This is a genomic window from Desulfosporosinus sp. Sb-LF, from assembly GCF_004766055.1.
Lineage (GTDB): Bacteria > Bacillota > Desulfitobacteriia > Desulfitobacteriales > Desulfitobacteriaceae > Desulfosporosinus.
Genome location: NZ_SPQR01000002.1, coordinates 269,982 through 283,685, shown reverse-complemented (window position 1 = coordinate 283,685; position 13,704 = coordinate 269,982). Strand labels below are relative to the sequence as shown.

Here is a 13,704-nt window from a genome sequence, read left to right as displayed (position 1 = left end):
AAGGTAAAAGACCGAATTTTTTGTCGAATAACAAGCATATGATTGTCGAATGTTTTATGTATATTTTTAATAAACGTTCGATTATTGGTTGACAAGGAGGGGGAGGATTGTTAAGATGGAACTGTTTGTGGGTATAGATATTTCTTGGCTAGTTATGCAAACGTAAACGGCTTCTAGGAGGTTATACAATTGAAGCATGAAGTTGATGTCTTGATTATTGGAGCCGGGCCGGCAGGAATTTTCACGGCCTTGGAGTTATCAAAGCATAACAACGATTTAAAGATTCTTATCGTGGATAGTGGAAGAACCATTGAGAAGAGAAAGTGCCCAGCCCGTACGACTGGAGTCTGCGCAGGATGTGACCCTTGTGCAATTACCAGAGGATGGTCGGGCGCAGGAGCATTCAGTGACGGAAAACTGTCTCAAAGCTCTGCAGTCGGCGGGCGATTAACGGAATATATGCAGGAACAACAAGCTCAAGAACTGATTGATTATGCGGATTCTATTTACCGTAAGTTTGGAGCGCAGGATACGGTGTACGGTTTAGATAACCGCAAGGTTGAGGAGATTCAATACGATGCATCACGCCACAATATTCAGTTGATTCATTGTCCAGTACGCCATTTGGGAACAGAACTGGCTTATGATGTGTTGAAGGGTATGTATGAACATCTTATGGATAAGAGTAAGACAATCTTTTGGGAACTTGCTGAAGTTAAGGATATCTTGGCTGGTCCAGAAGGAGTCATAGGAGCAACCATTCAACGGAGGAGTGAACAGGAACTCGATGAAGTAAGCGCTCGTTATGTGATTGCTGCTCCTGGACGTGGTGGCGCGAATTGGCTCGCTGAACAGGCTATACGTTTAGGTGTGGTAACCGAAAACAATGAAGTGGACATTGGAGTACGTGTAGAAGTCCCGAACTCTATTATGGATCATTTAACGCGCGAACTTTACGAACCGAAGCTAGTTTATTATTCAGATACTTATGATCTTAAAACACGTAGTTTCTGTGTTAACCCAGGCGGCGTGGTTTCTGAGGAACACTATGATGGTGAAATTGCCGTGGTGAATGGGCATAGTTATGCCGATCCTGCGAAAAAAACCAAGAATACAAACTTCGCTTTGTTAGTATCAACACGCTTTACGGAACCCTTTAATCAACCGATCGAGTATGGACGATATATTGCTCGGCTTGCCAACATGTTAACGGGCGGGGGCGTTATGGTTCAACGTTTAGGAGACCTTCTCCAGGGAAGAAGGACCACTGTAGGTCGACTGCGGCAATCGACGACAATTCCGACACTTCGTTCGGCAGTTCCAGGGGATCTCAGTTATGTACTGCCTGAGCGATACTTGACTTCCCTAATCGAAACCTTGAAGGCCTTTGATAAAATTGCGCCAGGCATGTATTCTAAGAATACGTTGCTGTACGGGGTAGAAGTTAAATTTTATTCCTGTAAAGTAAAAGTGCAATCGAACTTCGAAACAGCGATTCCGAGATTATATGCCATTGGCGACGGAGCTGGAATTACTCGCGGGTTGATGCAAGCTTCGGTAACGGGTATTGTTGTCGGCCGGGATATCGTGGCAAAGGTATAACATATAGGTCATAAGTGGAAGCTAATGAGGTCTCTAACTGGCGGGAGGCTACGAAATGACGGGGGGCGAAGGTTGTTGCTCGATCGATACACTCATCCTGAAATGGGAGAGTTATGGCAGGATGGTTATGAATATGAACGTTGGTTGGAAGTAGAACTGGCGGTTGCTGAAGTTATGACGAAGCGGGGCGAGATACCCCGGGAAGCAATGGAAGAAATCCGAGCAAAAGCTAAAGTGAACCCAAAGCGGGTTCTGGAAATCGAAGCGGTGGTACGCCATGATCTTATCGCCTTCTTGCAAGCGGTTGTAGAGGAGATTGGTGAGGCTGGAAAACACTTGCATCTTGGATTAACCTCTTCAGATGTAAAGGATACCGCCTTAAGCCTTGTCTTAAGGGATTCAGGGCGTTTATTAAAGAAGGACCTTCAAGCGCTACGCTTAGCACTGGTTAATCGAGCACTTGAGAGTAAACATACTGTGATGGTCGGCCGAACGCACGGCATTCATGCTGAACCTTTGACCTTTGGCTTAAAGCTAGCCTTGTGGATCGCTGAGGTCGATCGCCAAGATGAACGACTTGATCAAGCCATTGTTTCTGTAAGTGCTGGGAAGATTTCTGGAGCAGTAGGCACGTATGCGAACGTTGCTCCTGAAATTGAAGAGGCGGTCTGTCATCACTTGGGATTAAAGACTGCTTTAGTCAGTAATCAAATATTGCAACGGGATAGACATGCTCATTTTGTAACTACTCTGGCATTAATCGGTGGTTCGCTGGAGAAAATAGCCACAGAGATTCGAAATTTGCAACGAACGGATATTCTTGAAGTTGAGGAACCCTTTGCTGAAGGGCAGAAGGGTTCCTCTGCGATGCCACATAAGCGTAATCCGATCGTATCTGAACAGGTGAGCGGAATGTCCAGGCTTCTGAGGGGCAATGCACTAGCTGCAATGGAGAATATGGCGCTTTGGCACGAACGGGATATGACCCATTCCTCTGTGGAACGAATAATACTTCCAGACAGTTGCATTCTCTTGGATCATATGCTCCGTCAGATGACTCGGGTGATTTCTGGGCTCAAGATCCGTGAGGATCAGATGAAACGAAATCTACAAAAAACGTTTGGACTGACGTCTTCTCAGAGAGTTCTTTTAGCCTTAGTTGAACATGGATGTATGAGAGAAGAAGCCTATGCATGGGTTCAACAGGATGCGTTTCAAGCCTGGGATAATGGTCAAGACTTCATCGAAGTCGTTTCAGCAGATGCACGGGTTTTAAACTATTTAGCTAAAGAAGAAATCCAAGGTCTGTTCGATTTGAAATATCATCTCCTTCACGTGGATGACATTTTTCGCCGACTCGGCTTAGAAGGTTGATAGAAAGATGGGGGGAATAGTAATATGGCAGCTGTTGTGTTAATTGGTTCTCAGTGGGGAGACGAGGGAAAGGGTAAGATTACGGACTTCCTAGCCGAAAAGGCAAATGTAATTGTTCGGTATCAAGGTGGAAATAATGCGGGTCATACGGTTGTTGCTCATGGAGAAGAGTTTAAGCTTCACCTAATTCCATCGGGAATCCTATATTCAGACAAGACCTGTGTCATAGGTAATGGCGTTGTGATCGATCCGAAGGTTTTACTGGAGGAACTCAGTTACCTTGCCAATCGGGGCATTAAGACGGGTAAACTGCTGATTAGTAGCAATGCCCATGTGATTATGCCTTATCACAGGGTGCTTGACGGTTTGGAAGAAGAAGCTCGTGGGGAACATAAAATTGGTACGACAAAACGAGGTATTGGCCCTTCTTACATGGATAAGGCGTCACGAATTGGAATTCGGATCATTGATCTCTTGGACAAAGATGAGTTCGCTGAAAAACTTCGTTGTAATTTGGTGGAGAAAAATAACTTGTTTGTTAAAGTTTACGGTCAGAAAGCCCTTGAATTCGAAGACATCTATGAAGAATACCAGGGTTACGCCGACCAAATTCGTTCGATGGTGACGGACGGTTCATTGACCATCGATAAAAGCATTCGTGCGGGGGAGAAAGTACTCTTTGAAGGTGCGCAGGGGACTTTACTGGATATTGATCATGGAACATATCCCTATGTTACGTCTTCTAATCCGATTGCTGGAGGAGCGTGTGTTGGCGCAGGCATTGGACCTACTCGAATTAATCGAGTAGTCGGAGTCATTAAAGCGTATACTACTCGTGTCGGAGAAGGCCCTTTCCCTACAGAACTTCTGGATGAGACAGGGGAAGAAATGCGGAAGAATGGCCATGAATTTGGAACAACGACGGGCCGAGCGCGTCGTTGTGGCTGGTTCGATGCGGTCATTGCTCGATATGCTGTTCGAGTAAGCGGAATCTCTGATTTTGCGGTTACAAAACTTGATGTCCTTACGGGGCTTGAAACGCTGAAGATCTGCGTTGGATATAGAGCCAATGAAGAGATCATTCGTGAATTCCCTCAGAGTCAAAAGATCTTCAAACAATGTCAACCTGTCTATGAGGAAATGCCTGGTTGGCAAGAAGACATTACTCAGGTTCGTCGGTTTGAGGATCTACCTCAGGCTGCTCAAAATTACATCCTCAGGATTGAAGAGCTGACTGGGGTTCCAGCAACGTTGGTCGCAATTGGTCCAGGGCGAGAACAGACCATTGTGCGTGGCGAGATCTTTTAGGCTCTAATAAAATACGCTTTATCTACAATTTAAGATAAATTCAGAATAACTATCTTGACAATTAGGATGTTTTCGTGTAATATTTTAATTCGTGGTACAGTTACTTGAGCCATTAGCTCAGTCGGTAGAGCACCTGACTTTTAATCAGGGTGTCCCGCGTTCGAGTCGCGGATGGCTCACCAGTTTTAAATGTGTGTGTACCTGTTTGTTGCACTACAATAGTAATGGGTGATAAGGCAGTATTAGACGTAACGTTTAATACTGTCTTATATTTTTTGGGGTGCATGGTGAGTGAGGAGATAATGGAATTATCTGAATTATTAACACGAAATTTGTTGAGAATGTGTTAAAAAAGTATTTTAAATTACGGATACATGTGTTATAGTTCGATTACAGAATGGAAAAATTAGAAAACTATTACCTTTCTGATGAATTTATATGTTCATACTATTATTCGACAATTACATAAGGATCTTGATAAGGGCAAACTCAGTAAAAGCTGAGGACGCAAAGCTACGGGTCTTCCACGATAGGGTGATGATAGCCGGGATACCAATTAGGAATTCTGTCGCCATGCCTACTCTGGGTGGCGACTTTATTTTTTGTTTTAATTCATAATATTACTATCAGAGGTGCAATAAATTTGATGTATTTGGAAGGGAGATGGGAGTATGACTAAAATAAAACATCGAGTGATTCTTCTGTTATTGACTACTGCATTTATCATGGGTCTGATTCTCGGTGGGTATAACATTTATAATGTAATCGCGACGGAACAAGCTAATGTAACTCAATATCGAAATACTTTATATGAGCAATTTGATCGAACGATTAAACTCGAGGTACAAACCGCTTATAGTTTGGTTCAAGACACTTACAACCGTCAAAAAAATGGAGAGTTAACTCCAGAAGAAGCCAAAAAGAAAGCGGCTGATCTAGTTAGAAATTTAAGATTTGATAAAGATAACTATTTCTGGATTGACACGACTGACGGAATGAATGTCGTCCTTCTAGGAAGAGATACCTCTGAAGGCAAGTCACGATTTGATGGCAAGGACAGTCAGGGTAAATTTTTTGTTCAGGAATTTATTACTCATGGTACTCAAGCAGGTGGCGGTTATACAGACTATACCTTTGCTAAACCAAATCAAACTGAAGCCTTGCCTAAAAGAAGTTATACATTATTGTTTCAACCCTATAATTGGGTGATCGGAACAGGAAACTGGGTTGATGATATTAATAAACTTGTCTATGAGAAACAATTGGATTATAAACAAAAGGGTAAGATCAGTATCATCTATACCATAGTATCCATTCTATTCGCTTTTGGATTTTCTCTTATCTTAGGCACTTTTTTAAGTAATAAGATTTCAAAACAGATTACTGAGATTGCTGAGAATGCTGAAGAAATAGCTAGAGGTAATTTAAAAGTTGGTAACCTCAAAAATAACTCAAAAGATGAGCTAGGTCAACTTGGTAGAGCTTTTAGAACCATGACAGATAACCTAGTAAATCTTGTTCAACAAGTGTCATCATCCTCAACTCAAGTTGCAGCATCATCGCAACATCTAAGTTCCGGAGCAGAAGAATCTGCAAAGGCCTCCCAACAGGTGGCTATGGCTATTATGGAAGTCTCCCTAGGGGCAGAAAGACAACTTAATGCAGTTGATGAGACATCTGCAATTGTGCAGCAAATGTCAGCAGGGATACAGCAAATGCTAGAGAACGCCAAAGTTGCCGTTAAATCCTCCGAAGACACGGCCCTTTCAGCTGTAGCAGGGAGTCAGGCGATTGATAAAACCATTCAGCAAATGATTAATATTGAAAAAACAGTGACAGGATCAGCAGAGGTGGTTTTGAATCTAGGGGAACGTTCTAAGGAAATTGGACAGATCGTAGATACCATATCAGCCATTGCTTCCCAGACGAATCTGCTCGCTTTAAACGCCGCAATTGAGGCTGCACGAGCAGGGGAGCAAGGGAGGGGTTTTGCTGTTGTAGCGGATGAAGTCCGTAAATTGGCAGAACAATCGCAAGAAGCCTCACAACAAATTGCCTCACTGATTCACGTCATTCAACAAGACACACAGAAAGCGGTCTTATCGATCAACGAGGGAACGCATCAGGTTAAACTCGGGACGATGGTCGCTGAGACAGCAGGCCAAGCATTCAATGAAATTACTGCCTTGGTTAATAATGTTTCGACGCAAGTAGGGGAAATCTCAGAGGAGATTCAACAAATGGCCGCGGGGAGCGCAAGAATAGTCTCATCTGTGGCTGATATTCATGACACTAGTCGAAACATTACAGGACAGACACAGTCTGTGTCTGCTGCAACGGAGGAACAATCAGCATCGGTTGAGGAAATTGCCTCTTCCAGTCAGGTTCTGGCTCAATTGGCAGAAGAGTTGCAGGAAACCATAAAGAAATTTAATATTTAGATACAGAAATAAAAAAATATTTATTAAAGACTCAAAGAGTACTTGACAGAAGACAACCTTTCCTGTAAAATTCATATTTGTGAGCAAGGTTTGGAAATACCCTAAACATTGAACATGGCCCGTTGGTCAAGCGGTCTAAGACACCGCCCTTTCACGGCGGTTACACGGGTTCGAATCCCGTACGGGTCACCATTACAATTATGCCTCGGTAGCTCAGTCGGTAGAGCAGAGGACTGAAAATCCTCGTGTCGGCGGTTCGATTCCGTCCTGAGGCACCACTGTTATATCAAGCGGACGTGGCTCAGCGGTAGAGCATTGGCTTCCCAAGCCGAGGATCGCGAGTTCGAATCTCGTCGTCCGCTCCATATGAAATGTAGGCACTGCAAAGAATTGCGGTGCTTTTTGTTATTATTTCCATTGTTTTTAATAAGAACCGTGATACCCTTGTTAACTCCTTGACAATCACAGTGTCACCAGTTTGTAAATCTTCGAGTAGTCGCTGTAATTCTGGTCTATCCTTCGTAGTGGCCTCGACCTTCTCTTGATAAATCAAACCACAGCCTGCTTCCTTTAATGAAACTACCAACTGCCTTGATATTGGTGCGTATTGTGCCTTCTTATTCTTGGTATGTATATAAGCTATCAGTTCATTTTCCCAGTCCATATCGCCTATCCTAACGCTTGTGAGAGTAGATAGTTTACAGCCAGTACCCAGTAATTTAAGACTTCCCTCGTATGTCTTAGTGCTGTGTTGATAGAGGTCGGTGCAATATTCCTTTTCTGCATGGACTTCCATTTTTGCTGAAGCCGATTGTGCTGTTTTAGTCATTAAACGAATTTTAGCCACATTACATAACCTCCGATTTAAAGAATAATGAGACAGTTGTTTACCTGTCTTATTATTCTTTAAATCATTTGCTATGCAACATGGCTAAAAGTGATTAAATCTGTGTGGAGCCAACGATGGGACTCGAACCCGCAACCTACTGATTACAAATCAGTTGCTCTACCAATTGAGCTACGTCGGCACGCGTTATTGGACAGGTTTTATTTTAACAAAACTAATAGTCATGGTCAAGGGTTAAATATCTGGTAATTAAAGGTATTGAGCAAGAGGCCTATTATGTGTAGCAGGACCAAAGTCCTATTAGAATAAGTCATTTGGATATTGTTAAAAAAATTGAAAAAATTTATAATTAACCAAAACTAGAAGAGAGTGGGTGCCAGTTTGAAATTTGCAATTCCGTATATACTCAGCTTGGTATCAGTGCTAGCTTTCAATTACGGAGCTCACCATAAAGAAAAAGGTTGACGCTTTTAACTTAGGCGTCTTTCCTTTAAACATTGTTCGTTTGCTCACTCGCCTAATAAGATTCACAGATTCTCCATACAAAGGTCACTGAATGGTAACGGGTTTAGATTATTACAGTACAGCAGATGATGGTCACCTGCTGCTTTAGTGGTTAACACACAGCCTTTTTCTTATCCTCCTACTTTTCCCCTCCTAGCGAAGGGACTTTTTGTGAATAAAATAGGCACCCGTTTAAATGATGTCCCTGTCAAGTAAACACATTTAAAAGAAACCTTAAGCGGCATGGATTGGATTCAACCGGGCTCATGCCAGTTTTTAATTGTATACGTTCCTTCTTGTAGAAGGCGATGTATTGATGGATTAGACTCAGTCAGTTCAGCAACAATGTGTTATATGCATGTCAATTGTTCGTAGCTTTAAGTCTTTGTCATACGCATTATTCTTTTGGCATAGAAAAACCCCTTCACAGAGACACATTTATGAAACCAATTAAGTTCTCTTTTTGTGTGTCTACCATAAGGGGATTATAGCATTTTGTAGGAGTTTATTTGATATTCCAATATTTCAGATCTTAGGCCACATTGTCATTCTGAATGTACGTACTATAATGCTTGGCCAGCGATTAAGCTTTTTTTTAGACTTGAGAATAGTTTTAAACATATTATTTTACCTCCTTATCAGGACTTAGCTGACTTTTGGACTCATTCCATCCGATAATGAAACTCAAGATCGCGAGCAAGTTCTCTCGTGACCGAAGAGAAGTTCGTAGCAATAGGACGCTGTGCTAGGTGCCAGAGGATCAAGGGGGCTAAGGCGTTCGAGATTAAGTTCGAGCTGTATTTAAGTGGTTTTTGTGAAGATGTGATAAAGAGTATGTAATAGAAAGCTTTCACGAGCTTATTACAATCGGATCCCCAAGGGTACGATCCTGGATGATGAATTTATTATTACTGGCGAAAATGGTAATCCGGACTGTGAAGGATTGATGGGAAGGGAGAGCATTTATGTGCTCTCCCTCTTTGTGAGTTTGAACCTAAAGGACTAACTTGTATGTCCTTGATCTTGAGAAACCTGGTCTTTTAATTCATTATAAGCACGTTCCAACCGTGAATATTTATCTTTAAGTTGTCCTAATTCACTGGCTAAAGCTTCTCTTGTAGCTTCATCTTTATTGCTCAAAATTGAACGCCTCCTTAAATATTTACCCTAACAGTATTACCTGAATTGCAGGAATGATGCTAAGGATATTTTATACGAAAATACGTTGAGGGGTGAGCAGTAGGCGCTCTTTGTTCGTCTTGATCGAAATGGTAGAGGCTTTTCTCTGTGTCCAGATGGTACTGCTTTTCTTATATTTCGACAATACATTATTTTTTATACGGTTGATGTTTACGTTATAAAATACTAGAATAACCAAGCGTGCAAATTTAATAAGGATGGTGTTCTAGAATGAAACTGATGGCACAGGAACAACAAATCGAATACTTAAGAGTGCAAATGCAAAAAATTGCTTCGGATAAAGATCTTACGGATCCAAGAGTGGTGAGGGTTAGTGAAAAGCTTGACATATTGATTAGCGAATTCTATATCTCCCAAGAAGAGGTAAAAGGTGTCGTAGAAGGGACGGGGTTTAGGATCGGATAAACTGAACTCGGGCCTACTCATTGGCTCTCCGTAGGCGGTAAGGGGCGTTTTTCTTGACGCTGAATTCTTTCTGAGATAATCTCGTCGTCCGCTCCATATGAAATGTAGCGGCACTGCAAGGGTTTGTGGTGCTTTTTTGTTTGTAATGTGGAAAACTTTATGTCTTATTTTTATTCTCTGTGCTTGATAGCGTGCGAACAAGTAAAAAGAAGCTTCTTTTTTGATGTAAAGAAGCTTCTTTTTGGATAAAGAGGTAATTTCAATGGATTACTTGGAACTATTATGACTAAAGGTCGCTGATTGTGGCCTAATAGTTCGCTTGAAGGAGAAAAATAACTTATTTGTAATGAAAGAGGATAATTAAAAAGTATCTTGATTTTTTGAATACAATGTACTAAAATATTCCAGGTGAGGGTCATCTTTGGTAGCTTGCGAGTACCCCTCCGCAAATGATATTTTAAAAAAGAGGCGATTATTTTTATGGATTGTCTATTGTCCTTAATCGAAGATGCTCGCAAGAAACTTAATGATTCTGCCAACTATATGAGCCTTACCGATCCGGAACTTGTGGATATGAGCCAAAGTTTAGATCGTTTATTGAATGAGTATTATACAATCACTGAATCACAGTGTATTGCTTCATAATCCCAATATGCTTAGAGCGTTACTTACTAACTCGGGGAACAAGGTTGAAGCAAGTAAAAGCAGAGTTAGAAGGATTAAGATAAAGGTGAAGGTCCAGGAGACGATGTTGAAGAATTTTGTATTTGCGTAATCTCCCATAATGCTTTTCTTACTGGCGATTAGCACCATGAAGATGAGAATAGGGGGTAGCAGTATCCCATTAACAACTTGTGTCGTCAACATGACGTGATATAAGGATAAATTAGGCCATAAGACAATGGCTGCCCCCAAAACGATAAGGACGGTATAGAGTCCGAAGAATGCGGGGGCTTCTTTATGCGATTTGCTAATCCCATGCTCAAAGCCAAAGGCTTCGCAGACAGCATAGGCGGTACTTAGAGGAAGCACAAATGCGGCTAGCATGGATGCACCAAGTAAACCAAAGCCAAACAAGAAACTGGCATATTGTCCCGCTAACGGCTTTAAGGCCAAGGCCACATCCATAGCTGTTTCTATGGGGATTTTATTGGCATAGAGCGTTGCGGCAGTAGCGACAATAATAAAGAAGGCAATAAAACCAGTAAAGAACGTTCCGATCAGTACATCCCAGCGTGTGTAACGATAATCCTTAGCTGTGATTCCCTTATCGACCACGGAAGCTTGCACATAGAACTGTCCCCAGGGGGTAATCGTTGTCCCTATCACCCCAATGGCCATTAGTAAAAAGGCAGGGGTTCCTGAGAATGTGGGAGTAATGGATTCGACAAAGACTTGAGGCCAAGGCGGGTTGACCATAATCCCAGAAATAACATAACTAAAGAATGTCAAACAGAGGAGTAAGAGGATTTTTTCAATTTTACCATAATCAGTTTTAATGACTAGCCACCAGATAATAGCTGCCATGGCTGGTACGGAAAGATACTTGCTAATCCCAAAGATTTCAAAGCTTGTGGCAATCCCGGAAAACTCGGACACAGTCGTTCCCAGATTAGCGATTAGTAGGACACTCATGGCAAAGAAGGTCCATTTAACTCCATAGTTTTCTCGTATTAAGTCAGAGAGTCCTCGACCGGTTACGGCTCCTGTGCGTGCGGATATTTCTTGAGCAATTGCCAGAAGGACCGTACTGACAAGCATGGTAAAGATGAGGGAATAACCGTATTTTGCACCCGCTGCGGCATAAGTGGCAATCCCTCCGGCATCGTTATCAGCAAACGCAGTAACGATTCCTGGGCCCATAACGGCGAAGAATAGGGCAAAGCGCTCTTTAAGTTTCATTCGCTATGTCCTCCTTTCGACTGACGGCGGCGGGCGATTAAGGTGGAGTGGATTTCCACACGAGGGCGCTCTGGCATTAATAATTCTAGAACGTCGTCCACTGTAATAATTCCCAGAACTTGAGCTTGATCACCGACAACCGGAACTGCCAATAGGCCATATTTGTGAAAGATGTCAGCGACCTTTTCATGATCATCATATGGGGAAATCTTTACAATTTTTGTATGCATCAAATCTTTTAATGGTGTCTCAGGGGAAGCAATGATCAGTTCTCGTAGTGAAAGAACCCCTTCCAGAATTTCTTGATCATCTACTACATAGAGGTAATATATAGTTTCCGCTTCAGGCGCCAATCTCCTTAATTCATCAATGGCTTGCTCGGCCGTAAGCCAGAATGGTAAACCAATATATTCAGTCGTCATAAGTGAACCTGCGGTATCTTCTTCATACTGCATTAATTCACGGACATCTTCAGCATCATCAGATTCCATTAAACGTAGAAGTTCCTCAGACTTCTCTATAGACAATTCACTCAAAATATCCGCCGCTTCGTCTCGAGGCATTTCTTCAAGGATATCTGAAGCACGGTCTTCGTCCATCTGATTGATCACTTCAACTTGGGCATCTAACTCCATTTCAGTTAAGGCATCGATTGTCTGTTGGGAATCAAGCGTATCTAGGAAATTCGCTCTCTGCTTATAGTCCATGTTTTCAATAATGTCGGCGATGTCTGCAGGATGAAGCTGTCTAAGTTGCTCCTTTTCCCGAGTGAGTTGGAGGGATGACGTTCGATTTTCTAAGGGTTTGATGTATTGGCAGCCTACAAAATTATTGTCAATGCGACTTAGTAGAAATTCAACACCTAATCTGCGGAACAAGCCTCGTACGCCAATATCCACTGCAACTAAAACGATGAATTGATGCTCCTCGTGTGACACCCAGGACAAAGAAATATCATTTACCCGTACTAGTCTTGAACCAACCAGATCAATAATTTGTTTATCTAATAGCCATTTCCCAATAAATGTTTCATCATCCTGGAGAGGGCACGTTAGTATTGGATCGAAAACGGTATTAAGACGTAGACCGTTTTTATCCCAGGAAACGACCCATTCTATGGGAATTAAGGAAAGTGTCCCTTTGGCATATCGTATCCCAGTAACGTGTGGAGAGACACTATCCCAGCGTATGGCCAAGTCAAGTAATCTGCCAATACGACGTCCTTTGGCATCCAAGATCGGCTTGTTTGTCAACTGGCTGAAATAAAATTCTCCGAGAACTTTTAGTTCATGCATTTACATCCCTTCTTCCTTAGGTGATGGATTCTGGAACTTGTTGTCAAATTGACGGCGTTTGTGATGAATTATAATTAGATTGTATGATTGCGAAGGGTAAGGGCCAGAATCCATAAAACCACCTCCTTTAAATTCTCCCAAAATGAGGAATATAATAAGTCAAAAAAATAAAAAGACCCCTATGCAAAATAGAAGGTCAATAAACGTAAGCCTTATGGACCTCCCTTCTCGTTGAGCTTTAGCACTGCATAGCGTAGAGTAGAGTTTTCTCAGCCACATTAAGTAGAACCTTATGCCGGTAATACCTGTTCTACCCAATTGGCGTCTCTCGACATTTCTGGGCAGTGGCCTGTGTCTATGCAGGAGCCTCACCTAACAGAGATTAGTTTCAGATGTATACTTCATTATATGTATAATTAGGCAAATTCGTCAACTTTTTTGCTAAAATTTTAGAAATAAGCGATTATTCAATTGATAGATCTCTTTTTCTCAGGATTTCTTATGTTGCCGAGCTCGATTCTAGTGTATTCTTAGAGTGGATTGCAGTCGAGGAAAAGAGGTTATTTTGACAAAGATGAAGCTTTGCCTTTTTCCTCTTTCGTGTGATATAATCAAGAACGAATTAAAAGACGTGAGTATCGAGAGGAGGGTGTTTGAGTGGCAAAACACATTCAGACCATTGTGAAAGCAAACCTAAGTGCTACAGTGAAGACCGGAGGATGCGGCAAGTGTCAGACCTCTTGCCAATCTGCATGTAAGACGTCGTGCACGGTTGGTAACCAAGTGTGTGTTAAATAAGGCGCTTTGGCTGAAGTTTGAACATAGA

10 protein-coding genes, 5 tRNA genes and 2 riboswitches are annotated in these 13,704 nt (G+C 42.1%); of the genes, 11 read left to right on the top strand and 4 right to left on the bottom strand.

Annotated elements, in window-relative coordinates:
* The first annotated feature begins 189 nt into the window (after window positions 1-189).
* From E4K68_RS04130 to E4K68_RS04095, 8 genes are all read left to right on the top strand, one after another.
* Window positions 190-1,602, top strand: coding sequence for an FAD-dependent protein (locus E4K68_RS04130; protein ID WP_135377464.1), 1,413 nt, complete (start codon window positions 190-192; stop codon window positions 1,600-1,602).
* Window positions 1,603-1,674: 72 nt separating this feature from the next.
* The gene (gene purB, locus E4K68_RS04125) at window positions 1,675-2,976 is read left to right on the top strand and encodes an adenylosuccinate lyase (RefSeq protein ID WP_135377463.1); all 1,302 of its coding nucleotides are present in this window, start codon (window positions 1,675-1,677) and stop codon (window positions 2,974-2,976) included.
* 24 nt (window positions 2,977-3,000) lie between these two features.
* A complete protein-coding gene (locus E4K68_RS04120) occupies window positions 3,001-4,284 on the top strand; it encodes an adenylosuccinate synthase (protein ID WP_135377462.1) in 1,284 nt (427 codons plus the stop codon).
* Between the two features lie 106 nt (window positions 4,285-4,390).
* Window positions 4,391-4,466: transfer RNA gene (locus E4K68_RS04115), tRNA-Lys, on the top strand.
* Window positions 4,467-4,756: 290 nt separating this feature from the next.
* A riboswitch (cyclic di-GMP riboswitch) is annotated at window positions 4,757-4,841 on the top strand.
* A 114-nt stretch (window positions 4,842-4,955) separates the two neighbouring features.
* On the top strand, window positions 4,956-6,725 hold the full coding sequence (locus E4K68_RS04110; RefSeq protein ID WP_135377461.1) for a methyl-accepting chemotaxis protein: 1,770 nt from the start codon (window positions 4,956-4,958) through the stop codon (window positions 6,723-6,725).
* Between the two features lie 116 nt (window positions 6,726-6,841).
* Window positions 6,842-6,917 (top strand) — tRNA-Glu (locus E4K68_RS04105).
* Between the two features lie 10 nt (window positions 6,918-6,927).
* Window positions 6,928-7,003 (top strand) — tRNA-Phe (locus E4K68_RS04100).
* A gap of 12 nt (window positions 7,004-7,015) precedes the next feature.
* A tRNA-Gly gene (locus tag E4K68_RS04095) sits at window positions 7,016-7,090 on the top strand.
* Window positions 7,091-7,677: 587 nt separating this feature from the next.
* Here E4K68_RS04095 and E4K68_RS04085 read toward each other — a convergent pair.
* Both E4K68_RS04085 and E4K68_RS20565 read right to left on the bottom strand, forming a co-directional pair.
* Window positions 7,678-7,753 (bottom strand) — tRNA-Thr (locus E4K68_RS04085).
* Window positions 7,754-9,078: 1,325 nt separating this feature from the next.
* Complete coding sequence (locus E4K68_RS20565) at window positions 9,079-9,216, bottom strand: hypothetical protein (protein WP_199241680.1); 138 nt, start codon at window positions 9,214-9,216, stop codon at window positions 9,079-9,081.
* A 270-nt stretch (window positions 9,217-9,486) separates the two neighbouring features.
* On the opposite strand from E4K68_RS20565, the gene E4K68_RS04080 reads away from it, so the two are divergent.
* Together E4K68_RS04080 and E4K68_RS04075 are read left to right on the top strand one after the other, a co-directional pair.
* Window positions 9,487-9,681: an aspartyl-phosphate phosphatase Spo0E family protein gene (locus tag E4K68_RS04080; protein WP_135377460.1), complete on the top strand. Its 195-nt coding sequence runs from the start codon at window positions 9,487-9,489 to the stop codon at window positions 9,679-9,681.
* 480 nt (window positions 9,682-10,161) lie between these two features.
* Window positions 10,162-10,326 (top strand): aspartyl-phosphate phosphatase Spo0E family protein, encoded by a 165-nt coding sequence (locus E4K68_RS04075; RefSeq protein ID WP_135377459.1) that lies wholly within the window; start codon window positions 10,162-10,164, stop codon window positions 10,324-10,326.
* Here the strand turns inward: E4K68_RS04075 and E4K68_RS04070 are convergent.
* Together E4K68_RS04070 and E4K68_RS04065 are read right to left on the bottom strand one after the other, a co-directional pair.
* The gene (locus E4K68_RS04070; protein ID WP_135377458.1) at window positions 10,321-11,583 is read right to left on the bottom strand and encodes an Nramp family divalent metal transporter; all 1,263 of its coding nucleotides are present in this window, start codon (window positions 11,581-11,583) and stop codon (window positions 10,321-10,323) included. The genes E4K68_RS04075 and E4K68_RS04070 overlap by 6 nt on opposite strands.
* Complete coding sequence (locus tag E4K68_RS04065; protein WP_135377457.1) at window positions 11,580-12,878, bottom strand: CBS domain-containing protein; 1,299 nt, start codon at window positions 12,876-12,878, stop codon at window positions 11,580-11,582. Before E4K68_RS04065 ends, E4K68_RS04070 begins: the two co-directional genes overlap by 4 nt.
* 216 nt (window positions 12,879-13,094) lie before the next feature.
* Window positions 13,095-13,265, bottom strand: a riboswitch (M-box (ykoK) riboswitch).
* 270 nt (window positions 13,266-13,535) lie between these two features.
* Between E4K68_RS04065 and scfA the strand changes: the two genes are divergently transcribed.
* Window positions 13,536-13,676 (top strand): six-cysteine ranthipeptide SCIFF, encoded by a 141-nt coding sequence (gene scfA / locus E4K68_RS04060; protein ID WP_007787631.1) that lies wholly within the window; start codon window positions 13,536-13,538, stop codon window positions 13,674-13,676.
* The last annotated feature ends 28 nt before the right edge of the window (window positions 13,677-13,704 follow it).